16 protein-coding genes are annotated in these 22,827 nt (G+C 61.5%); 9 read left to right on the top strand and 7 right to left on the bottom strand.

The annotated features are described in order from the left end of the window. Positions 1–7 precede the first annotated feature (7 nt). Positions 8–2,260, bottom strand: a complete 2,253-nt coding sequence (locus tag R3E82_12470) for a carboxy terminal-processing peptidase (protein MEZ5551698.1) — start codon at positions 2,258–2,260, stop codon at positions 8–10. Positions 2,261–2,649: 389 nt separating this feature from the next. On the opposite strand from R3E82_12470, the gene R3E82_12465 reads away from it, so the two are divergent. Both R3E82_12465 and R3E82_12460 read left to right on the top strand, forming a co-directional pair. Further along, positions 2,650–3,417, top strand: coding sequence for an FKBP-type peptidyl-prolyl cis-trans isomerase (locus tag R3E82_12465; GenBank protein MEZ5551697.1), 768 nt, complete (start codon positions 2,650–2,652; stop codon positions 3,415–3,417). A gap of 33 nt (positions 3,418–3,450) precedes the next feature. After that, a complete protein-coding gene (locus tag R3E82_12460) occupies positions 3,451–3,705 on the top strand; it encodes a hypothetical protein (GenBank protein MEZ5551696.1) in 255 nt (84 codons plus the stop codon). A gap of 96 nt (positions 3,706–3,801) precedes the next feature. Here R3E82_12460 and lepB read toward each other — a convergent pair whose 3' ends face one another. The 3 genes from lepB to yaaA all read right to left on the bottom strand — a co-directional run bounded on the left by lepB (position 3,802) and on the right by yaaA (position 5,707). Then, a complete protein-coding gene (gene lepB / locus R3E82_12455; protein MEZ5551695.1) occupies positions 3,802–4,491 on the bottom strand; it encodes a signal peptidase I in 690 nt (229 codons plus the stop codon). After that, positions 4,491–4,784, bottom strand: coding sequence for a DUF1244 domain-containing protein (locus R3E82_12450; GenBank protein ID MEZ5551694.1), 294 nt, complete (start codon positions 4,782–4,784; stop codon positions 4,491–4,493). Before R3E82_12450 ends, lepB begins: the two co-directional genes overlap by 1 nt. 146 nt (positions 4,785–4,930) lie before the next feature. Beyond that, entirely contained in the window at positions 4,931–5,707 is a 777-nt protein-coding gene (yaaA, locus tag R3E82_12445) for a peroxide stress protein YaaA (protein ID MEZ5551693.1), read from the bottom strand. A 201-nt stretch (positions 5,708–5,908) separates the two neighbouring features. Here yaaA and R3E82_12440 point away from each other — a divergent pair, with 201 nt between their 5' ends. The 3 genes from R3E82_12440 to R3E82_12430 are packed head-to-tail and all read left to right on the top strand — an operon-like array spanning position 5,909 to position 7,940. After that, entirely contained in the window at positions 5,909–6,643 is a 735-nt protein-coding gene (locus R3E82_12440; GenBank protein ID MEZ5551692.1) for a Stp1/IreP family PP2C-type Ser/Thr phosphatase, read from the top strand. A gap of 2 nt (positions 6,644–6,645) precedes the next feature. Then, positions 6,646–6,975, top strand: a complete 330-nt coding sequence (locus R3E82_12435; GenBank protein ID MEZ5551691.1) for a BolA/IbaG family iron-sulfur metabolism protein — start codon at positions 6,646–6,648, stop codon at positions 6,973–6,975. After that, positions 6,972–7,940: a rhodanese-related sulfurtransferase gene (locus R3E82_12430; protein MEZ5551690.1), complete on the top strand. Its 969-nt coding sequence runs from the start codon at positions 6,972–6,974 to the stop codon at positions 7,938–7,940. Before R3E82_12435 ends, R3E82_12430 begins: the two co-directional genes overlap by 4 nt. Before the next feature lie 62 nt (positions 7,941–8,002). Here the strand turns inward: R3E82_12430 and R3E82_12425 are convergent, their stop codons facing one another. Further along, the gene (locus R3E82_12425; protein ID MEZ5551689.1) at positions 8,003–8,611 is read right to left on the bottom strand and encodes an arylesterase; all 609 of its coding nucleotides are present in this window, start codon (positions 8,609–8,611) and stop codon (positions 8,003–8,005) included. 82 nt (positions 8,612–8,693) lie between these two features. On the opposite strand from R3E82_12425, the gene R3E82_12420 reads away from it, so the two are divergent. From R3E82_12420 to ttcA, 4 genes are all read left to right on the top strand, one after another. Continuing rightward, complete coding sequence (locus tag R3E82_12420; GenBank protein ID MEZ5551688.1) at positions 8,694–9,365, top strand: ABC transporter ATP-binding protein; 672 nt, start codon at positions 8,694–8,696, stop codon at positions 9,363–9,365. Then, the gene (locus R3E82_12415) at positions 9,362–11,860 is read left to right on the top strand and encodes an FtsX-like permease family protein (GenBank protein ID MEZ5551687.1); all 2,499 of its coding nucleotides are present in this window, start codon (positions 9,362–9,364) and stop codon (positions 11,858–11,860) included. Before R3E82_12420 ends, R3E82_12415 begins: the two co-directional genes overlap by 4 nt. A 140-nt stretch (positions 11,861–12,000) precedes the next feature. Continuing rightward, positions 12,001–14,244, top strand: coding sequence for an EAL domain-containing protein (locus tag R3E82_12410; protein MEZ5551686.1), 2,244 nt, complete (start codon positions 12,001–12,003; stop codon positions 14,242–14,244). Between the two features lie 458 nt (positions 14,245–14,702). Further along, the gene (gene ttcA, locus R3E82_12405; GenBank protein MEZ5551685.1) at positions 14,703–15,599 is read left to right on the top strand and encodes a tRNA 2-thiocytidine(32) synthetase TtcA; all 897 of its coding nucleotides are present in this window, start codon (positions 14,703–14,705) and stop codon (positions 15,597–15,599) included. Here ttcA and R3E82_12400 read toward each other — a convergent pair. After that, positions 15,571–21,891: an ATP-binding protein gene (locus R3E82_12400; GenBank protein ID MEZ5551684.1), complete on the bottom strand. Its 6,321-nt coding sequence runs from the start codon at positions 21,889–21,891 to the stop codon at positions 15,571–15,573. The two genes, ttcA and R3E82_12400, sit on opposite strands and share 29 nt — an antisense overlap. Positions 21,892–22,038: 147 nt before the next feature. After that, positions 22,039–22,746 carry a response regulator gene (locus R3E82_12395; protein ID MEZ5551683.1) on the bottom strand — a complete coding sequence of 236 codons (708 nt, stop codon included), beginning with the start codon at positions 22,744–22,746 and terminating at the stop codon, positions 22,039–22,041. Between the last annotated feature and the right edge of the window lie 81 nt (positions 22,747–22,827).

Here is a 22,827-nt window from a genome sequence, read left to right as displayed (position 1 = left end):
CGGACCCTCACTGCACCACCCGTTCCGATCCAGCGGGTGTGCTCTCAACCAGAGCGACCTGACGGCTGAGCCCGATGTAGTCGATGAGGATCTCACCCGATTCCACCAGCAGCGCGTCTTTGCTCGGATCCGCTGCGGCATGGTCGGCGGGAGATTCGATCGCTGCGTCCACCTCTTCTGCAGCACCTTCAGTTTCGGCATCTCCATCCGGGTTGTTGAGTTCCTCGAGCGATTTGAGCGGGGCCTCACCCTTCGCGATACGCAGGGTGTTTTCCAGATTCAGGCGCCAGGCGTCCTCGTCCGCCTTCTCCTTGACCCGCTCGCTCTCTTTCAGGGAAAGCTGCGTCTTGCGGCCGTTCTGACGGTTGCGTTCGGACAGCGCCCGCAGGTAGTTGAAATCCGGATCATCCAGCGTGCGCAGGTCGTGTCGGGACTGCAGCTCGGGGAGCAGCGTCTGAATCTGGTGGGTCCGGGGGTAAACGGCCGGCTGGATCACATCCCAGGGCATTGCATCGTCGAGCGAGCTCTCGCCAATCTGCTCGATATCGAAGATTTCCGGGTAAGCAATGTCGGGTAACACACCCTGGTGCTGGGTACTCTGCCCCGACACCCGATAGAACTTGGCGGCGGTGATCTTCAGCTGGCCGCGATTGAGCGGTACCAGGGTCTGCACGGTGCCTTTGCCAAAAGTCTGGCTGCCGATCAGGATGCCACGGCCATAGTCCTGTATGGCCCCTGCGAAAATCTCCGAGGCGGAGGCGGACAGTCTGTTCATCAGCACGGCCAGGGGACCGTCCCAGGCCACGGCATCATCGGTATCCGAGTAGATGTTGGCCCGCCGGGCGCCGGACTTCACCTGCACGGTGGGACCGGAACGTATGAACAGACCGGTGAGAGAATCTGCTTCCTGAAGGGATCCACCGCCATTGTTGCGCAGGTCGATCATCAGACCATCGATGTCTTCCGCCTTCAGCTCTTCGATCAGGCGGCGGACGTCCCGGGTGGTGCTCTTGAAGTTCGGATCGCCCTGCTGCACGGCCTTGAAATCGACGTAAAAGGTCGGGACTTCGATGATGCCGATGCGATACGGCTGACCGTTGCGGGTGAGCTCGAGCACACGCTTCTGAGCAGCCTGTTCTTCCAGCTTCACCGTGTTGCGGACGATGGAGATCACCCGGGTCGTATCGTCTTCCGACGTGCCGGGAATGATCTCCAGACGCACAGTGGAATCCTTCGGACCGCGGATCAGTTCCACCACATCATCCAGACGCCAGCCGACCACATCGATCAGCGCTCCGTTTTCCCCCTGGCCGACGCTGACGATGCGATCCGACGGGCGGATCAGGCCGGACTTGTCTGCCGGGCCGGCGGTGACCAGTTCAACCACTGACGTGTACTCGTCATCGCTGCGCAGAACGGCACCGATGCCTTCGAGCGACAACGACATATTGATGTTGAAATTCTGGGACGTTCTCGGTGAGAAGTACTGTGTGTGAGGGTCGTAGGTGCTGGCGAAGGCGTTCACATAGAGTTGAAAGGCGTCTTCACTCTTGGTCTGACGGCTCTGCCGCAGACGGTTGGTATAACGCTTGGTGAGCAGCGTCTCGATTTCATCGATGGGCTTGCCGTTGAGCTTCATGGCCAGCGCGGCGGCTTTCAGGCGTTTGCGCCAGAGATCGTCGAGCTCGGCTGTGTTGACCGGCCAGGGTGCATCCACCCGGTCGATTTCGATACTTTCATCCGCTTCGAAATCCATCCTGTCGAGACCGGCGGCGAGTTCGTCGAGCAGGAACTCGAGACGCTCGTCGAGACGCTGCTGATAGCGGTTGAAGACTTCGAAGGCCGGATCGAGATTGCCGCGGATCAGGGCATCGTCGAGTTCGTAGCGATACTTTTCGAAAGCGTGGACATCGGCGGCGAGAAAATAGGCGCGGCCACCGTCGAGAAGATCCAGGTACTTATCGAATATCTCGCTGGATATCTGGTCGTTGAGGTCTTTCTTGAGCAGGTGGTTGTGGCGCAGCTGCTCGACGATGGTGAGGCTGGTACGCGGATGCACGTCCAGCGGGGCCAGGATGGTCAGCTCATCGATGTCGGCCGGAGCGAGCCTGGCCGGTGTGGAGATGGCGAGCTGGGGTGGACTTGCGGCGCCTGGATCCTCTGCGGTCGCAGTAGACGACCACCACAGCCAAAGTCCGGCGGTCAGTAGAGCGAAGCCAATCCTGAACCCGCCTGGGAGCTGTCTGTTTCTGGTCATCATCGTACTGCTTATCCGCGGTTTGTCCTCAGCGGCAACCGGCATGAGGTTCCGGTCACCTGGTTTCCCGGTCCGGCTTCCCCGGACCGGCGCTCAATTCACTTTCTCAGGCAATTTCTGCCGACGGGGCTGAAGCCTTGTATGATGTGGCGGTCATTCGCTCGTCATCGACGTACTTTCAGATCCGTCTCGGGCTGTATCCGTCACCCGCTTTCCCGTCTTCAGACGTGGAGGTCGATCCGGGTACCTGGCACCCGATCAGACGTTCGATCGCTCAGGAGGTTCCCCCGAATACTCCCACAGCGAGACTAGCCAAATCCCGATAACGGGCATATCAACGGAATGTAACCCGGTGTTCCCACTACGGGCAACCGGCTCAAGGAGTAAACAGCATGCCAATGGGCAATAAATGGACTCAATCCATGGTTTTCGTGGCCACCACTCTGCTATTGGGTGCCTGTGATCAGAGCCCCGGCACCAGTGATACGGACGCCGCCACCACGCCGGCCGCCGGAGCTGCAGCCAACGCGAATCAGAACCTGGCCACGGATGCTCAGAAGGCCAGTTACAGCATCGGTTACACGATGGCGGGCAATGTCCGGCAGCGCTTCGCCGAAAGTATCGATGCTGAGGCCTTTGCCCGGGGTATTTCCGATCGACTCAATGACCGGGATCAGGCCGTGAGCCCGGAGGAGGCCAATGATTCGCTGCAGGCCTTCGCCATTGCCCAGCAGCAGGCTCTGACTGCCCGGGCGGGGCAGAATCAGGTGGCCGGTGACAGCTTCCTGAAAGAAAACGCTGCCAGGGAGGGGGTGGTAACACTGGAGTCCGGGTTGCAGTACCAGATTCTCACTCCTGCTGAAGGTCCGAAGCCCGTCGCCGCGGACACGGTCACCACCCATTATCACGGCACCCTGATTGATGGCACGGTTTTCGACAGTTCCTATGAACGCGGAGAGCCGGCCAGCTTCCCGCTCAATGGTGTGATCAGCGGCTGGACCGAAGGTCTGCAACTGATGTCTGTGGGCGCCAAATACCGATTCTTCGTGCCACCGGATCTTGCTTATGGCGGGCAGGACAGAGGCCCTATTCCGGCTAACTCGACCCTCGTTTTCGATGTTGAGCTGCTGGCCATCGAGTCCGCTGACGGCGGCTCGTAGCCGCAAGCCGTCCCTGGCCGGAAGGTTGCGCCCATGGTCAATTCGCTGCTGAAACCGCCGACCCGGGGTCGAGCCCGGGGGCGCCAGCTCACCCGGACCATTCTGCTTGCCGCCCTGGCGGTGGTCGTCGGCATATACTGGCTGGCGGACAGCTTCGGCGTCGATCAGGCAGAGCTGCTCGGTTATCTGCAGGTGAGTGCGCTGTTTGTCGGCGCGTTCATGCTGGCCGGAGTGCTGGCTGGCGGACTGTTCTGGCTGCTGCGTCGGGCCTGGAACCGGCGTCGCTGACTGGTCGCGGACCGGTGCCGGCGGGGTGGTACCAGAGGTGCGGTTCAGGCGTCCGCGCCGATGGGATCGGTCCGCTCCTATGGGATCGGTCCGCTCCTATGGGAGCGGGGTGAAGAATCTGTCGAGTCGTGGCTGGTAGTAGTTTTCGTAGTCGAGTGAGAAAGCCACGGTTTCTGCTCTGCCGAGAATCCGGTCCCGGCTGACGAAGCCGATATAGCGCGAATCCCGGCTGTCGTCCCGATTGTCGCCCATCATCAGGTAATGACCCGGGGGGACCTCCACCGGTCCGAAATTGCTGGCAGCACTGCGATAGGTGGGTGAATGCAGCATCACCCGGCGCTCGTTGCCGAGAATGGATTCGGTCAGGAACTGGTAGGCGATGCGATCATCGACTGGAATGGCAGAAACGAGGTCGGCGGCCAGTGGCTCGTAGTGGGCGACGGCGCCGTTGATGTGAAGTTCATTGTCGAGCAGTTCGACGATGTCGCCGGGAATGCCCACCACCCGTTTCACCAGCAGTTTCTCGTCTGCCGGAGAGGGGAAGGTCACCACATCGCCGCGCTCGGGCTCGGCCCAGCGGATGACGGAGACATGAGTGAATGGCAGCCGCAGATCGTAGGCGAGTTTGTCCACCACGATCCGGTCGCCTATGTAAATCGAAGGCACCATCGATCCGGACGGCACCTGGTTCCAGTCGGCGATAGCAGAGCGGAAGATCAGCATCACGGCGATAAAAACGATGAAACTTCGCCACTCGCGCCAGATTTTTTCGAAGTCGACGCGCATCAATCGGGTTTCCGCGCGGCAAAGGTCTCGAGCTGGTCCGGGCTGGCTTCCTGCTGGAACCTGGCCTTCCACTCGGCATAGGGCATGCCGTACACGCGCTCGCGGGCGCTGTCGTAGTCGACAGTCTCGCCTGCCTCGGTGCTGGCGGCCACGTACCATTTCGACAGGCAGTTCCGGCAGAAACCGGCGAGATTCATCAGATCGATGTTCTGTACTTCCCTGTGCTCATCGAGGTGGGCCAGAAGACGGCGGAAAACGGCAGCTTCGATGGCCTGCTGAGTCTCTGGGTTCATCCGGGTTGCCATCGGTAGTTTGGGACCCGGAATCTTAAGGAGGCTCGAATCAAGTAGCAACGTTCAGGCAGGTTGAGCGGACTCTGACGGGCCGCCGCGGGCTGTTTACCTTCCGCCGCGGGCTGTTAACTTTCCGCCGCGGGCGCTCACCGCGGTCGGTCGCGGAGGAACACCCAGTGATCGTCCCTGGAGTCCCGGGCGCTGTAGTAGTAGCCGTCGGCGTCGAATTTCTTCAGAGCACCCGGGGAGGAGATACGATTACGGATGATGTAGCGGGCCATCAGTCCACGGGCTTTCTTGGCATAGAAAGACAGAAACCTGTAACGACCGTTTTTCAGATCCTTGAAGACCGGGGTAATGATCCGGGTATTCAGTTTCCGGGTGTCCACGGCCTCGAAATACTCGGCTGAAGCCAGATTGACCAGCACCGGGCGGCGCTGGGTGCGTAACAGTTCATCGAGTGCTGCGGTGACCGGATCCCGCCAGTACTCATAGAGATCGGCGCCCCGGGGATTGCGCAGTCTCGTGCCCATCTCCAGCCGATAGGGCTGGATGAGATCCAGCGGTTTCAGCAGGCCGTAGAGGCCGGAGAGGATGCGCAGATGTTTCTGTGCCCAGTTCAGGTCGGGTGTGGTGAGGGTATCGGTATCCAGACCCAGGTAAACGTCTCCGCGAAATGCGGAGGCTGCGATGCGGGCGTTGTCCGGGGTGAACGGCGTCTGCCACTGGGCGAATCGCTCATGATTCAGGTCCGCCAGCCTGCTGCTGATCCGCATGAGCCTGCCCAGCTCAGCAGCAGATTTCTGGCGCAGCACATCCACGAGTTGTTTTGACTCCGGCAGAAAAGCTGGCAGGCTATGTTTCGCAGCAGGAGCGGCCCGATTGAAGTCCAGCCGTTTGGCCGGAGATATGACAGCAAGCATCTGGATTTCCGATTGAAAGCGCGGGTCTGCGGCACGTGCAACTGCGACACCCGAACCCGCCACAGTATGCGGGTACATAACCGCACAGTGTGTTGCGACAAACTGCGTGGCCGGGACGAAAGCGCGTTAGTCTAACCGAAATGGGTTTTCAGCCAACCGATCGCGGTAGCAGGAACAGGAAAGGAAGAGAAAATCAGCAACGTGATCGAAATTGTGGGACGCTCGCACACCGGTCAGGTCCGGGAGAACAATGAGGATCGGATCGGTTTCGATACGGATCTCGCGATCGCCGTGCTCGCCGATGGCATGGGTGGCCTCAATGCCGGTGAAGTTGCCAGTAAGGTGGCGGTCGAAACCATTGTGAAGTCCCTGAAGACCTGCGAGCGCATCGACGAAGACGCTGTAGAACTCGCCATCGACCAGGCCAACGCCGAAGTGCTCGAACAGTCCGCCAGTCGCGGAGAAACCGGGGGCATGGGCACCACGGTCGTCGTCTGGACACTGACCCCCCAGGGACAGTGTTTCATCGGCCATGTCGGCGACTCCCGCGCCTACCGCCTGCGCAACCACACCCTCAAAGCACTGACCTCTGACCACAGTGTGGTCCAGCAGATGCTCGATGAAGGGGTGCTCTCGGAAGGCGAAGCCAGGGTTGCGCCGAATCGGAACATCATTACCCGGGCGGTCGGACTGGAAAGCTCGGTGGAAGTGGACGTCCGCTCCTGGGTACACGGCGAGGGAGACCTGTTTCTTCTGTGCAGCGACGGCCTCACCGACATGCTCAGCGACGATGAGATCTACAAGCTGTTGCTCCCCCACATCGATGAGTCCGGCGCAGGAGATCTGGAGGCAGTCGCGGATGCTCTGGTGAGCGCGGCCAACTCCGCGGGCGGGCACGACAATGTGTCGGTACTGCTGATCCGGGCGGTGCAATAACCGTGGGCGGCGCTACCAGAGCGGCACGCATTGAGGAGCGCCTCAGTCAGCGCTTTGAGCTGCTGCATCTGGAAGTCGTCAATGAAAGCGGCGGCCATAACGTGCCGGCCGGTTCGGAAAGTCATTTCAAAGTCGTCCTCGTGTCTCCGGAATTCGAAGCCAGGCCCATGCTTGCCCGTCATCGCCTGGTAAACGAGTGTCTGGCAGATGAATTTACCGCCGGCCTGCATGCGCTGGCGATCCACACCTACACCGAAGCGGAGTGGCGCCAGCGTTTCGGCGCGGCACCCCTTTCACCTCCCTGTCTGGGTGGCAAGGCGCAACAGCCGTGAACTCCGGTGGCGACAATGTGATGACCTTCTATCGTTTCGTGCCGCTCGACGCGCTGGAAGACTGGCGGGAGCAGATCGAAGACGAGGCGGCGGCGCGGGGGCTTCGGGGCACCGTCCTGCTGGCAGCCGAAGGTATCAACGGAACCCTGACCGGTACCCACGAAAACCTGGTGCGCTTTGGCGAGTGGCTGACCGCTGCGCAGCCTTTCGCCGGCATGCAGTGCCGGTATTCGGCGGCGTCAAAGGAAAACCGGGTCTTCTATCGGCTGAAGGTACGGATTCGGCCGGAAATCGTCAGCCTGGGTGTACCCGTGCGGCCTGCCCTGCGCACCGGTGTGCATGTGGACGCGCCTGCCTGGAACAGGCTGCTGGAAGACCCGGACGTGCTGGTGATCGACACCCGCAATTCCTACGAAATCGAAGTCGGCAGTTTTCCCGCAGCCGTGGATCCAGGCACCCGCACCTTCCGGGAATTTCCGGGATTCGTGGACCGGGAGCTGGATCCCGTCCGCCATTCCCGGGTCGCCATGTTCTGCACGGGGGGTATCCGCTGCGAGAAGGCTTCCGCCTATCTGCTGGAACAGGGGTTCAGTGAGGTTTATCAGCTCGATGGCGGGGTGCTGAAATATCTGGAGACGGTCGACCCGGAAGAAAACCGCTGGCAGGGTGAGTGCTTCGTGTTCGATCAGCGGGTTTCGGTGAGTGAAAGTCTTGCGGAAGGATCTTTCGGGCAGTGCTATGCCTGCCGGCGTGCCCTGAGCCCTGCGGATATGCGATCAGCCGACTATGTCGAAGGCGTAAGTTGCCCCCATTGTGCGCACAGGCTTTCCGAACAGCAGACGGCCCGCTTCCGGGAGCGGCGGCGTCAGGTACTGCTTGCGCAGCAACGGGGCACACAGCACGTCGGCCTGGCGCAGAGTGCCGATAGCGGCCGGCTGCGGGAGAATGAGGAAGCTTCAGAGTAATTCAGCCTCGCGGTAAAGGGCTGCTGAGAGGCTGCCCGGGTTCGCCGCCACCAGGCGGCTGATCAGAGTTCGGTTTTCGTGAGCAGCGGCGCGAGGCTGCTCCAGATCTCGTCCAGCAACGCAGGCTGTGCCTCAGCGGAGGGATGAATACCATCGCTCTGCATCAGCTCGGGCTGCAGCGCGACCTTTTCCAGCAGGAAGGGAACCAGTTCCACCCCCCGGGATTGCGCGATGTCGCTGTACATGCCGGAGAAGGCCCGGGTATACCGTGGGCCATAGTTGGGCGGAATCTGCATGCCTACCAGCAGCACACGACGCCCGCCCGCCAGCGCCAGTGTCACCATGCGCTCGAGATTCTCTTTTATCCGGGCCACGGGATAGCCACGCAGGCCGTCGTTGCCGCCGAGTTCGATCACCACCACAGCGGGATCGTGACTCTCCAGGGCGGCGGGCAGTCGGGCCAGTCCACCACCGGTGGTTTCTCCGGTCAGGCTGGCGTTCACCACCCGCCACTCGCACTCCAGCCTGGCCAGGCGCGCTTCGAGCAGGTGCACCCAGCCCTCTTCGCGTTGAATCCCGTAAGCGGCGCTGATACTGTCGCCGAGCACCAGGATGGTATTCCGTGCCTGTGCGGGTGCTGAGAGCATCAGCAGACACAGCACCGCCAACATTCCGGACAGAGGTTTACACCCCGCTGCCCGGGCCGAACGCCGGGTGCGGTGAGCGGCACACTCAGAATCAGTCAGGAAATCTATGAATCGTCTGGTTATCAAAACCGAAGGCGTCACGAAGACCGTGCCTACTGCAGAATCCGAGCTGTGCATCTTGGATGCCATCGATCTGGAAATCAACGCAGGGGAGTCCGTCGCCATCGTCGGTGCTTCCGGTTCCGGAAAAACCACGCTGCTCGGCATTCTCGCCGGTCTCGATGTCCCGAGTGCCGGTAAAGTACAACTCTGCGGCGTCGAACTGACATCGCTGGATGAAGAGGAGCGGGCGAGAATTAGAGGCGAGCAGGTCGGCTTCGTGTTTCAGACCTTTCAGCTGCTCGGCAGCCTGACTGCACTGGAAAACGTGATGCTGCCAGCGGAGCTGAAAGGGGACGGGCGCGCTGAGCCCCAGGCCCGGGCACTGCTCGAGAAAGTCGGTCTCGCTGAGCGCACCGGCCACTACCCCAGGCAGTTATCCGGCGGAGAGCAGCAGCGGGTCGCGATTGCCCGGGCCTTTGCCTCCCAGCCGAACGTACTTTTCGCGGATGAACCCACCGGCAATCTGGACACGGCGACAGGTCAGAAGATCATCGACCTGCTGTTCGGGCTCAATGCGGAGTTCGGGACCACGCTTGTCCTGGTCACCCACGATGACCGGCTGGCTACCCGTTGCGAGCGGGTGATCGAGATTGAAGCGGGACGCCTGGTGCAATGAATATCAGACTTGTGCTGCGGATGGCCTGGCGGGACTGGCGCAGTGGGGAGCTCACCCTGCTCGTTATCGCCCTGATGGTGGCGGTCGGCACGGTCACGTCTGTAAGCCTGTTTGTGGATAGACTCCAACAGGCGCTGATCAGTGAGAGTGCGACCTTTCTTGCAGCCGACCGTTACATCGGCAGTTCGGACGAAATTCCTGAGCGGTTTCGTGATGCGGCGCGGGAGCGCAATCTCGATATCGCAGACACACTGTCCTTCCCATCCATGGTCTTTGCCAGTGACGAGCGCAATCAGCTGGTGAGTGTGAAAGCCGTCGGCGACGGCTACCCGCTGCGCGGTACGCTGGCGGTTTCCGACGTGCCTTTTGAGCGTGGCCAGTTTGTCGACAGCCTCCCCGCGCCGGGTGAAGTGTGGATGGACTCCCGTCTGTTTCCCGCGCTGGAGGTGAAACTCGGCGACGAGGTCGAAGTCGGTCTCGCACGACTGCGAGTCACCAAGGTGCTGACGCTGGAGCCGGACCGGGGTGGCAGCATGTATGACCTCGGCCCCCGGCTGCTGATGCGGCTGTCGGATGTGCCGGCGACCGAAGTCGTGCAGCCTGGCAGCCGACTCTCGTATCGTCTGCTGCTGCGCGGAGACGCTGGGGATCTCGAAGCACTCAAGGATGCGCTGGATCTCGATAACGAGCCGAACTACTGGTGGCGGGGAATCCGGGAAAGCAGTCCGAACATCGGCTCGGCGCTCGACCGTGCGGAGAGTTTTCTGCTGCTGGGCAGTCTGCTCGGCGTGCTGCTCGCAGGTGTGGCGGTGGCACTCAGCGCACATCGCTATGCCAGCCGGCATTATGATCACGTAGGCATCCTCAAAACCCTGGGCGCCACACCATCCGCCATTCTCACGGGCTATCTCGCTCTGCTCACCGTCATCGGCGCCATCGCCGTTGCCTTCGGCCTGCTGATTGGCAGTGGTCTGCATCTGATCATCGTCGCCATGCTGGACAGCCTGATTCCGGTCGCGCTGCCGATGCCCAGCGCCCGCCCCTGGCTGCTTGGTGCCGCCACCGGTCTGATCTGCGCAGTGGCCTTTGCGCTGCCCCCCCTGCTGCATCTGAAGAACGTCTCGCCGATGCGAGTCATCCGCCGGGATGTTGGCGCGGCACCGGCAAGCCAGATTCTCAGCTACGCCGGGGCAATTGCCGGCAGTCTGATCCTGCTCATCTGGTACAGCGGTAATCTGCTCCTCACCCTGTGGACGCTCACGGGCACCCTCGGTGTGCTGGTGGTGTTCTATGCACTGGCATCGCTGCTGCTCAAAGGTGGCCGGGTCGCCGGCATGCAGGCGGGCAGTGGCCTGCGTCTGGCGCTCGCCGGCCTCCAGCGCCGGCGCAGGGAGAACATTGCCCAGATCCTGATTTTCGGCCTGGCGATCATGCTGCTGCTGATCCTGTTCCTGTTGCGCACGGCGCTGATTGATGAATGGCGCGGCCAGGTGCCCGAGGATGCGCCCAATCACTTTGTCATGAACATCACACCCGAAGCCGTCGCCGAGATCGGTGCGATGATCGATGCGGTCAGCGATCAGCGCGGCGGCCTGTATCCGATGATCCGGGGTCGAATCACCGGCGTGAACGGCGTGGACGCGAAGGAGTGGGAAAGCGCCAGACGCCAGTCGGGTGAAGAGGGTGACCGGCTTTCCTCCGGTCGCAATCTCACCTGGACGGCGGAGATGCCCGAAGACAACCGCATCGTCGCGGGTGAGTGGTGGGGACCCGGGGAAACCCGGTCCCTGGTATCCCTCGAAGACGACTATGCTGAAGACCGGGGGCTGAAGATCGGCGACGTGCTGACCTTCGATGTGAGTGGCGCTGTGGTGACGGCAGAAGTGAGTAATCTGCGCCGGCTCGACTGGGAGAGCATGCGGCCGAATTTCTTCGTCATTTTCTCGCCCGCCGCGCTGCGCGACTATCCCGCCACCTACATGACCAGTTTTTTCCTGACCCCGGACAGGAAACGCTTTCTCAACGATCTGCTGTCCCGATTCCCCACCATCACCGTGATCGAAGTGGACGCGATCGTTGCCCAGATCCGCAGCATCATCGATCGGGTCACCCAGGCGGTCGAACTGGTGCTGGGTCTGGTGCTGGCATCCGGATGTCTGGTGCTGATCGCCAGCATTCAGGCGAGCCGGGATGGCCGGATGATGGAGCATGCGCTGATCCGCACACTCGGTGGTACGCGCAGGCTCATTGCCGGTTCTCTGGCAGCGGAATTCGCAGCACTGGGATTGTTCGCAGGCGTCGTCGCCGTGGTCGGTGCGGAGATCACCGTCGCCATCCTGCAGAGCCAGGTCTTTAATCTGACCGTGAAGGTGCATCCCTGGCTGTGGCTCTTCGGCCCGCTCTGCGGTGCACTGATCATCCTGCTGGTCGGACTTGCCGGTACCCGTCGGCTCGTCGCCAGTCCGCCGGTTGCCGTGCTGCGTGGTCTGGCCTGACGGCGTCACGAATATCCGCCGGCGGCCGCACCTGCCGGTGACGGGATACTGACGCCACAGATTACGGCGCATAATCGGTTTGCGATTCGCCATGGCTCAACTACGTTTAATAGACGTTGTCATGGATTCCGCTGCTGTCGATGCGCACGTTACCGGGTACCTTCAATGGCTGGACTTCCTGGCTGCCCTCCTGGCTTCCTGCATGGCCTCAGGGACTCCTGCTGGTCGCTGCACTGTCGACCTGGTACCTGTCACTTTCGCTGATCGACAGCCAGCAGCACCGCAGCGAACTCGAAAGCCTGCTCAGTCGTCTGCACACCTCGTCGATGCGTGTGGATCTTTCGGAGAACGTCGATAGTGCCGGTGCGGCGGTCCCGGTATCGGCGGTAACCGCCCGGCGCCTGCTGCTGGATCTGAAAGTGCTGCTGCCTGAAATTGAACTGCGCTCACCGCTCGCCGCCGCTGCGCTGTCGCGCAATGTCGAACTGCTGGAAAACGCGCTGACTTCCAAGGATGCTGCCAGCGTGACCCCGGGGCCGGAGCTGAACAGGGCCCTCGAGCAGATGGTGGTTGAACTCAGGCAACTGCATTCCCGCAGCCGGACCATCAGGATCGGCACCCTGCTCAGTCTCGCCGCTCTGGTCTTTGCCGCCCTCTGGTCCGGACTGAGTGCCAGAAACTCGAAGCGTGACAATCCCTGGGATGGTTACGATTTCGAGACACTGCTGTTCGACAACGTCCCCGGCGCCGCCGTGGTGACCGACGTGGATGATCGGATCGTGGCGGTGAATAAAGCCTACAGCCGACTCACCGGCTACAGCGGAGCGGAAGTAACCGGCCAGCCGATCACCTTCAATCATTCCGGTCAGCAGGACGAAGCCTTTTTCCGCGCCATGCACAGTGCACTGCTCGACAACGGGTCGTGGATCGGTGAGTTCTGGTTGCGCAAGAAGAATGGCGAGGCTTTTTCCGACAAGGTTTCCAGGATTGCGATACGGGATGGCAAGCGCCTGCGCGGTTATCTCACCCTGTCCATGGAACTGATGGGTGACGAAGACGCCCGCAGCCTCATGCTCTGGCAGGCACATCACGATACGCTCACCAAACTGCCGAACAGAAATCTGTTTCAGGAGCGACTGAGTCGGGTGCTGCTGCGCGCGCTGGATGAAGATTTCCTGGGTGCACTGATCAGCATAGACATCGACCGCTTCAAGATGGTCAATGATTCCATCGGGCCCGCGAAAGGCGATCAGGTACTGATGGAAGCTGCATATCGGATCGCCATGAGTGTGCGCGAGTCGGATACGGTTGCCAGGCTCGGCGGTGATCACTTTGTCGTGCTGCTTTCCGAGATCGAGGACCTGCGGGAGGTGGAGCGCATCGCCCACAAGATCGTCGTCGCAATCGAACGGCCGTTCATGATGGAGGGACAGCGCGAGCTCTTTGTCACTGCCAGCGTGGGAATTTCCACGATCCCCCAGGACGGCTCGGAAACCGGCGAACTGCTGCAGAAAGCGGATGCCGCCCGGATTCAGGTCAAACAGGAAGGCGGCAACAACCTCGCCTTCTTCGAACAGGAAATGAACGCCCGTGCAGAACGACGCATGGAGCTGGAGTCTGCACTGCGCAAGGCGGTCACGAACGATGAACTCAGGCTGCACTATCAGCCGGTGGTGGATGTGCGCCGTGGTGTCGTCACTTCTACCGAGGCACTGCTGCGCTGGCATCACCCTGAGCTGGGCATGGTGTCACCCGGTGAGTTCATTCCGATCGCTGAAGACACCGGGCTGATCATAGAAATCGGTCAATGGGTGGTGCGCGAGTGCCAGAGGCAGCTGAGCCAGTGGCGCAGTCGCGGACTCACCGATCTGCGGATATCGCTGAACATCAGTGCAGTACAGATCCGCCACAGTCACGATGTCATGGGTCTGCTGTCGATGCTCGCCTCCGGTGATCCGCAGGGGCTGACTCTGGAGCTCACGGAAAGCGCGCTGATCGACAACAGCGAAGGCGCCCTGGAGTTCCTCAGCGGCGCACGCGCGCTGGGCTGCATGGTTGCGCTGGATGATTTCGGCACCGGTTTCTCCTCCCTCGGTTATCTGCGCAATTTCGAGTTCGATGTTCTGAAGATCGACAAGGCCTTCATCGATGAGCTGGCCAACACCCGGGACCTCGGTCTGGTCGCCTCCATTGTCAGCATGGGACGCATCCTTGGCATGAAGGTGGTGGCCGAGGGAGTCGAAGAGCTGGAGCAGGTCGAGCGTCTCAAACAGATCGGCTGCGATTTCATTCAGGGCTATTACTATTCGAAGCCTCTGCCGCCACTGGAGTTCGAAGCCTTTGTGGGCCAGGGTCAGCTCGGGGTTGCCGCGCAGGCGAAGTAAGGGCGTTCTGCAGAGCCTCGTATCCACCCCAGCTTCTCGATGGATACGAAACACGGCAGCGCCATCTCCCCGACTGCCGCTGGAGAACTCAGCCAGGCATCTCGAAAATAGTTTGATCATTGCGTGGTCGAGGACCTGCTACCCCGGGCCTCGCTCGGCAGCTCCGCTGTGCCCTCGTGCAGCTATTTGCCTCACGGGAGGCCCGCGAGTCAAATAGCCTTACTCGGCCGCGCTACACGGCCCGGGGTAGCAGGTCCTCGACCACGCCCGCTGAATTTTTCCGAACTTCCTGGCTGAGTTCTCTGCAGCGCCCTGTCCCTGTAGAATCCCCGACCCCGAGGGGAGTCCAGTGGACTGATGCACGCCTGCGGCTGAGAAAAAGCCTGCGGTGGAGGTTTAAATAAGTGACGGTCGAACATTTCCCCAATCTGTCTCCGACTGCCGGCTCCGAACCGACAGTGACGGCGGCTGCGCGCAGAACACCGGATCCTTCGAAAGCCGCCCAGAAAGCGCGCTACGAGCGCAACAAACTGCAGAAGAAGCTGCGGCGGCAGGTCGGTCACGCCGTTGTCGACTACGGCATGATCGAAGCCGGAGACAGGGTTATGGTGTGTCTCTCCGGTGGGAAGGACTCCTACACCCTGCTCGATGTGCTGATGAGCCTGCAGCAGAACGCGCCCGTCCCCTTTGAACTGGTTGCGGTGAATCTGGATCAGAAGCAGCCGGGGTTTCCCGAAGACGTGCTGCCGGACTATCTCGAGAAGCTGGGTATCGAGTACCACATCCTCGAGGAAGACACCTACAGTATCGTCCAGGCACTGACACCGGAAGGGAAAACCACCTGCCCGGTCTGCTCGCGTATGCGACGCGGCATTCTCTACAGCTTTGCGCGCCGGATCGGCGCCAGCCGAATAGCCCTGGGTCACCACCTCGATGATGTGGTGGAGACTCTGTTCCTCAACCTGTTTTTCGGCGGCCGCCTGAAGGCGATGCCACCCAAGCTCAAAAGTGACGATGGCAGCAATGTGGTGATCCGCCCGCTCTACTACTGCCGGGAACGGGATATCGCCCGATGGGCCGATTACCGTGCGTATCCCATCATCCCGTGCAATCTCTGCGGATCTCAGGAAAACCTGCAGCGTCAGGTGATCAAGCAGATGCTGGAGCAGTGGGATGTCGAGTCACCGGGCCGGGTGGAAAACATCGCGCGCAGCCTGCGCCACGTGGTGCCTTCACACCTTGGCGACAGGGATCTCTTTGACTTTGTGAAGCTGCAGCAGGACGGAGATCGGGAGAAAGCGGCCGAGCTGCTGCCACTGCTGGACCTCACCCCTCCGAAAAGTCGCTCGCTCTGAGCGGAATCTCGTTGCTCGCCAGGGCTTCGGTCGATTCGAGCACTTCGGTCAGCGCGACTTCGAAGCTGCGTACGAGCCCGAGCAGATTGCGGGAGTCGTTGGCGACAAGGGCGAGCTCCAGTGCCTTCGAAGCTTCCTGCAACCGGCTTGCCCCGAAACTGCCCGCGACACCCGCCAGGTTGTGCGCCAGCCGTTCCGCTGCCTCATACTGCTCGGCGGTGGCGTAGCCGCGCATCTTTGCTGCGGCGTCGCCATAGTACTGGCCGAACTCTCCCATGAGCCGGACCATCAGTTTCACGTTGCCGTTGTGGCCGCGAATGGCGTCGCCGATATCGATGCCGGGCAGGCGCTGCTGGGGGAAGGAGCGCAGCGCTTCTTCCATCATGGATTCCGCATCGGCATCCACCGCCACCACCGGCTGATCGCTGGCGCGTCGACGGGGCTGGCTGCTGTCCAGACTCGGCAGCAGCTCACCCAGGGTGTGGACGAGTTCATCGAAATCGATCGGCTTGGTGAGATAAGCGTCACAGCCAGCCTCGGTTGCCGCGAGCTTGCTGCTGGAAAGGGCGTCGGCTGATACCGCGATGATGGGCAGGGTCAGTCCGAGCAGTCGCAGCTGAGTGGCGGCTTCGAGGCCATCGAGTTCCGGCATGTGGATGTCCATGAGAATGGCGTCGAACTCCGACTCGGTTGCCCGGTTCACAGCCTGCCTGCCATTTTCGGCGATCTGCACCGACGCCCCGCGACGCTGGAGGAATTCAAGCGCCAGCTGCTGATTGATCGGGTTGTCTTCCGCAACCAGGATGCGGCGGTCGTGCAGCACCATATCGCTGGGTCGACGCTTCGATCCCCGCGCTGCTGTGGCGACGGCATCCGAGGGCAGACGGGTCAACAGGGTGAATTCGAAGCAGCTGCCGTTACCCACTTCGGAAGTCACCGAGACCCTGCCACCCATGAGTTCGACGATGCGCTTGGAGATGGCGAGGCCGAGCCCGGTACCGCCATAGCGCCGCGTTGTGGAGGTTTCTGCCTGTTCGAAAGACTCGAAAAGACGTTTCTGGTGCTCCGGATCGATACCGATTCCGGTATCGGTCACCGATATGCGCAGTTCGATCTGATCATCTCCCGCCCGCGCGTTACTGACTTCCGCAGCCAGTTCGATACGGCCGACTTCCGTGAACTTCATGGCGTTGCCTACCAGGTTGACCAGAACCTGCTGCAGACGCAGAGCATCGCCGAGCAGCATGCCGTCTGCGGGGATTGCAGGGTCTGTCTGGGTGCGATCATCGATTTCCAGGACCAGATTGCGTCTGCGGGCTTCGGTGCGGAACAGCCTTTCTACCTCCGCGAGGGTTTCGGAGAGTTTGAAGGGTCGGGCTTCCAGGGTCAGCTTGCCCGCTTCGATCTTCGAAAAGTCCAGCACGTCGCTGACCAGCGTCAGCAGGTTTTCCGACGCGTTGCGGATCGATGTCACGTACTCGTGCTGCTTGCGATCGAGGGAAGTCTCCAGCGCCAGCCGGGAGAAACCGACGATGGCGTTCATCGGCGTGCGGATCTCATGACTCATGTTGGCGAGAAACTCGCTCTTTGCCCGTGTGGCCGCCTCGGCGATCTGTCGCTGTTTGTCTGAGCGTTCCCGATCGATACGCTCGGAAATGTCGATGAGGCTGCCGTCGATGAAATCCCCGCGTTCCGTATCGCTGCTGAGACGTGCGGTGAGTGCCACCCAGAAGACGCGACCGTCCCGGGTCACACCCTGTGCTTCAAAGCCGCTGACCAGGCGGTGCTCCTCCAGCTGGGAGATGAAGAGACCGGCCTGTTCGTTGTTGAGGAACACCCGATCGATGAGGTCCCGGTACTCGTCGAGCAGCTGCTCCACCGAGTCGAAACCGAGAATGCGGGCCAGTGTCGGGTTGGCATTCACCAGATAGCCCTCCGGGCTGATCCGGAACAGGCCTTCGATGGCATTGTCGTAAAGCGCGCGATACTCGTCCTGGGTGGCCTGCAGGTCAGCATAAAGGCGCGCGTTCTCGATCGAGATTGCGGCCTGGGAAGACAGCAGAGCCAGTACTTCAACCCGCTGGGAGGTGAACACCCCGGTGAGCCAGCGATGCTCCACGTAGAGGATGCCGGTGATGTCTCCGCGGTGGATGATCGGCAGGCACATCACGCTCAGAGGCTGCAGGCGTCGTACGTAGGGATCCTGGGTGAACACGTCTTCCTGTGTTGCGTCGGTAAGTACCAGCGCTTCCTTGGTGCGGGCGACGAACTGCACAATGCTTTCCGGCACTTCACCCGTCGCCTCCAGCGGTACCGCCGGGCTGACTCTGCGGGTCGGGCCGGCGTCCACCGAGGCTATGGCTTCCAGGTAGAGACGACGGTCGTGCGCCAGCAGCATGCACGCCTTCTGGGCACCCGCATGCTCGAGTGTCAGCCGCAGCAGCTTTGTCAGTACCTTATCCAGCAGTATCTCGCCGGAGATGGTCTGGGCGGCACGCAGTACCGTGGTGGTGTCCACGATGCGCTCGTTGAGTTCGGTACTTTCGAAGGTCGTGCTGTGAGTCTGGAAATCCCGCACAGTAAGATCTGCGAGATCGCCGACCGATAGACTGGCTCCCCGGGAAACCGGATGATTTTCAGAAAGCAGCCCGTGGAATTCCCGTTCGAGCTGATTGGCTTTTGCGGTAGCCCCCCAGCGCAGATAGGCCTGATAGGCGTTGCGCGCAAACAGCTTGGCGAAGTCACTGCGGCCACTGCTGTCGCAGGCACGGGCGGCCAGTTCATAGGCGAGCGCTTCATCATTGGCCTGACCATTCATACGGGCGCGATCGGCCGCCTGCTCGAAATATTCGAGACTGCGGGTTGTCGCACCGCCGCGGCGCGCGAGCTCCGCCTGCAGGATGAGCCGCTTCGGTCGTGCGTGCAGCGCACCGAGTTTTTCCCAGCCCCGCATTTCCCACAGATTGCGTGTCGCCGTGTAACGACCGGCAACCGTCCCGCGGCGCAGTTCGATCAGGCCTTCGGCGAGTCTGAAAGTCGCCAGCAGCGGCGAACCGGTGAGTGCGGCAACATGTTCGCGAGCCAGCTCCAGAATGGCGCCTGCCCCTTTGAAGTCGTTGAACAGCACGGCGAAATACAGGCGCAGCACGTACACGTAACCGTGAGCCACCCGATCCCGGGGGTTGGAAATCCGCAGTTCATTGTGATCTGCGCCGCTGTCCGACTCACTGCGGCCGAGGAGAGACACTACGATCTGCAGCACGAAATTGGTGATGTTTATTCCGGTGATATGACGGAACTGACCGATGTCCGCAATCTGCCGGATCAGTTCCCGTTTCAATGAGCCGAGTTCAAGTCCCCGCAGCAGACCATTGGCCGCGTAAAGCGCGCTGGCACTGGCCGCGAACTCCACGTCGTGGCGGGCCAGACTGCTGTTCAGATTGTCAGAAAGCACCGGCAGTGTCTGATCGAGGGTGCCGAACCAGGGGTCGAGGAGACCGGCGAGCAGGGTACTGGCGCGGATGGAAGCACTTTCGCCTGGAAACTGTCCGATCAGCGCCCGGGCTTCCAGAGCATGCCGGCGTGCGGCGCGGATGCGACCGTTGGCGACATCGTTGATGGCGGTGGCGGCGAGGGCGAAGGCGGCCTCTGCGCAGTAGCCCTTGCGGGCGCACAGGCGCAGCAGGTCCGAGATCACCCGGTCGAGGGCGGGCAGACCGAGGTGGTAGCCGGCATGCAGCAGGTAGCAGACAAAACGGAAGCTCTGGTGCAGCCGTACATCCTCCAGAGTCCGTACCGGTGTCCGCAAGGCGCGCTGTGGCACGCGCAGCCAGTCAGGCAGAAAACCCGCCAGACCCGGTCCACGCACGGGATAGTTCAGGCTGCCCAGTGCGGCGAGTGCCAGGCCCCGCGCACCGGTCAGGTCGTTCTGGGCAATGGCTGCCCGGACCCTGATTTCCTCGAGCGCGCTGTGATGATCGGGGACGGCGGCAAGGACACGATCGAGCTGTTCGAAATCACCGCAGAAGAATGCCGATTCTGCCGCGCACTGTGCCAGCTCGAGCTTCATGGGCTCGGTGCCCGGATGCCGGTGCAGCAGCAGCAGGCCGATGCGACAGTACTTGTAGGCCTGCTGAAAGGCGCCCTGCCGCAGGGTCTCCCGTGCGGCGAGCAGATTGCAGTGGGCGACTTCCGTGCGGCGCGCTTCGTCCGGCTCGGTGGGGTGGGTGGCGGCGTTCAGATGATCGGCGATCTGCAGCAGTTTGGCGCCGCTGGGTCTGCCGCCCTGTTTGAGCTTGGTGGCGACCCTTTGATGATTCGCAACCTTTTCGGACTCTGTGAGCCCGCCGTAGATGGAGGCACGGATCCGCGGATGGGCGAACTGATACTGGAGCTGGGTGGCAGTCCCACCCATTGACTGGGTGACCAGCAGCCCCTGATTCATGGCGGGTCGCAGAATGGCAGCGGTGGCGGACTGATCATGGTCCGCCAGATCCGCGATCAGGCGTGCGGTGAACTGTTCCCCGATAGCGGCACCGAGCCCCAGTGCATGCAGCGTTTCTCCGGGAAGCTGATTGAGCTGATGGGTGATGCGGGCTGACGTGTTGTTGCTGAAGAAGTGGCCGCGGATTCTATCCAGATCCCAGGACCAGCTGCCCGCGTTGGCGTCATGCACGATGGACTGTGTCTGGTGCAGTTCTTCGACAAGCGCAAGCACGTCCCGGGGCAGCCCATCGGTCTTCGTGTGAATCTCACCGGCAAGTTCCCTTACCCGCGCCTCGCTCTGGGACAGCATGTCAGCGAGCAGCGCGCGCACATCGGATTTGTCAAACGGGGCCAGAGGCAGGTGAGTAGTTTTTGCGGCGATCCGTGGCTCGGAGAAGAGCCTTGGATGGGGACGCTCCCGGGTAATCACCAGCAGCAGATTTCGGGAATACAGAGCTGCATCGATCAGATCACTGAGACATTCCAGGGGTACCTGATCCGTTTCCTCCACCACCACACAGACCGGCTGCGGGACGATAGCGCTCAGCAGCGCGCGGATACCCCGGGCCGGGAGTCCGGCGCTGGACTCATCCGGAGCGGGAAGCAGATTTTTCAGCTCCGGAATGAAAGGGGTGAGCGCGCGGACGTCTGCGGATTCGAGATGAGACAGGCGTTCGATAAGCGCCTCAGCGGGAGATTCTCCCAGCGAGAGGGCCTGGCGCACGAGCTGACGCAGCAGCTCCAGCCAGAGAGAGTCGGTGTCACGAAGCTCGACTCCTGGCGCAGATATCCGGGCCAGGAGCATCCGGTTCTCGTGTGCGGACCGGCCGATTGTGCTGCACAGGGCGCCCTTGCCGACCCCCGCATTGCCGGTAATTTCCAGAATGAGCACTTCACCCTGGGCGATCCGGCGCAGGTGATCGGTGACCTTGGTGGTTTCTGTAACACGCCCGTAGAGTCGTTTGGGTAACGTCAGCTGTCCGGGGGTATCGGTCTGACCGAGGCGGAACGGAATGATGTTGCTGTGATTCTGGCCTTCTGTCAGGTCGTCGTGCACCGCGGCGGCGGATTGATAGCGATCTTCGGGCTGCTTGGCGAGCAGCTTCTGCACGACTTCGGACAGCCAGCGGGGTACCGTATCGACCACCGCGTTCAGCGGGCGTGGTGTGCTGGCGATATGGGCGTGTATCAGCTCCAGCGGGTCCGTGTTGGGAAAGGGCGGCGCACCGGCGAAGAGTTCGTAAAGGGTTGCACCGAGGGAGTAGAGGTCGGTCCGGTAGTCGACTACCCGATTAACCCGGCCGGTCTGTTCCGGGGACACGTAGGGGAGGGTGCCGGTGAGCTGGTGGATGTGATCGGTCTGCGGGTACTCCCTGGGTATGAGGGTAGCCAGTCCGAAATCGATCAGCCGCACACTGAAAGTTTCTTCGTTGACGATGATGTTGCCCGGATTCAGATCGCGGTGAATCACGCCTTCATCGTGAATCGACTGCAGGGCGCGGGTGATGTCTGCGGCGATGTCGAGACGCTCGTCGAAGGTGAGTGTGCCGGTCTGGATCAGGGTCCGCAGCGACTCCGCACCGTCATCTTCATAGATGATTCGTGTGTTGCGGTCGTCCATCGCCAGCGCCCGACATACATAGGGACTGGTGAGCGACTGATTGATGTTGAACTCGTGGTGATAGCGCGTGATCGCGTTGGGTGTCTGCGCGCTGGCCTTGAGAGTCTTGGTGACAACGGCCTGATCGTGCCACGTCGTCCGCTTCACCAGGGTCGACGCGCTTTCGTAGATTTTCCTGTCTACCACCGGATTCCCCGATCCCGACCCCCGGGAAGCAGTCTGTGCTGCAGCCTGACAGAAACTTTGACCGGTCTGATCACTGTCTTCGCCAGACCGGCGGCCGCGATCAATCGGCTGGAGCTGTCAGCGCGATCCGAAGGGTCGCGATACCGTTCAGACCACTTCCGGTGTGAACAGGTATCCCGTGCCATGGATCGTCGCGATGATCTTGGCGTTGGCCGCGCGCTCACCCAGCTTCTTGCGCAGCTGACCGACCAGCACATCGATGTAGCGATCGTCCGGAAACCATTCCCGGTTGCGGATGCGGTTCATGAGCTGATCGCGGTTCATGACTTCACCGGCTTTTTCCATAAAGGCCAGCAGCAGCTGGTATTCGCCGGCCGACAGAGTGGCCTTGGTGCCGTCCGGGGCGGTCAGCTCACGCTTGTTGAGGTCGAGCTGCCAGCCTTCGAAATTTCGGATGTGGTTCTTGCGGCGCTGCTTCTGCTGGATGTGGACCCGGCGGATGAGATTGCGGGCACGGCTGAGCAGTTCGCGGGGATCGAAGGGCTTGGTCACATAGTCGTCTGCGCCGCTTTCGAGTCCGAGAATCCGATCGATCTGTTCCTGCTTGCTTGTCACAAGAATGATGCCCATGTCCGACTGGGCGCGAATCTCGCGGGTGAGCGTGAGACCATCCTTACCGGGGAGCTTGATGTCGAGCAGGACCAGAATGATGTCCTTCTCGGTCAACAGCTTCAGCACATCATCCCCTGATGCGGTGGAGGTGACTTTGAAGCCTTCGTCCTCCAGATAGGAGACGAGCTGTTTACGGGTGATGGGTTCGTCTTCGACGACGAGTATGTGATCCTGTTCGGCCATGGTTGTCTTGTCCTTTTGGAGCGCGGTCCTTTCGTAGCGCGCCGTCCTGTCCTGCCCTGTCCAGTCGCAAAGCGGTTCCTT

This window comes from Pseudomonadales bacterium, assembly GCA_041395945.1.
Classification (GTDB): domain Bacteria; phylum Pseudomonadota; class Gammaproteobacteria; order Pseudomonadales; family Azotimanducaceae; genus SZUA-309.
The sequence above is the reverse complement of the archived record's forward strand: the minus strand, read 5'-3'. Positions and strand labels throughout refer to the sequence as shown.

Bases quoted from the DNA above. Each gene is read 5' to 3' on its own strand.
- R3E82_12470 (MEZ5551698.1), bottom strand. From the start codon at position 2,260: ATGATGACCAGAAACAGACAGCTCCCAGGCGGGTTCAGGATTGGCTTC.
- R3E82_12465 (MEZ5551697.1), top strand. From the start codon at position 2,650: ATGCCAATGGGCAATAAATGGACTCAATCCATGGTTTTCGTGGCCACC.
- R3E82_12460 (MEZ5551696.1), top strand. From the start codon at position 3,451: ATGGTCAATTCGCTGCTGAAACCGCCGACCCGGGGTCGAGCCCGGGGG.
- lepB (MEZ5551695.1), bottom strand. From the start codon at position 4,491: ATGCGCGTCGACTTCGAAAAAATCTGGCGCGAGTGGCGAAGTTTCATC.
- R3E82_12450 (MEZ5551694.1), bottom strand. From the start codon at position 4,784: ATGAACCCAGAGACTCAGCAGGCCATCGAAGCTGCCGTTTTCCGCCGT.
- yaaA (MEZ5551693.1), bottom strand. From the start codon at position 5,707: ATGCTTGCTGTCATATCTCCGGCCAAACGGCTGGACTTCAATCGGGCC.
- R3E82_12425 (MEZ5551689.1), bottom strand. From the start codon at position 8,611: ATGTTGGCGGTGCTGTGTCTGCTGATGCTCTCAGCACCCGCACAGGCA.
- R3E82_12420 (MEZ5551688.1), top strand. From the start codon at position 8,694: ATGAATCGTCTGGTTATCAAAACCGAAGGCGTCACGAAGACCGTGCCT.
- R3E82_12415 (MEZ5551687.1), top strand. From the start codon at position 9,362: ATGAATATCAGACTTGTGCTGCGGATGGCCTGGCGGGACTGGCGCAGT.
- R3E82_12410 (MEZ5551686.1), top strand. From the start codon at position 12,001: ATGCGCACGTTACCGGGTACCTTCAATGGCTGGACTTCCTGGCTGCCC.
- R3E82_12395 (MEZ5551683.1), bottom strand. From the start codon at position 22,746: ATGGCCGAACAGGATCACATACTCGTCGTCGAAGACGAACCCATCACC.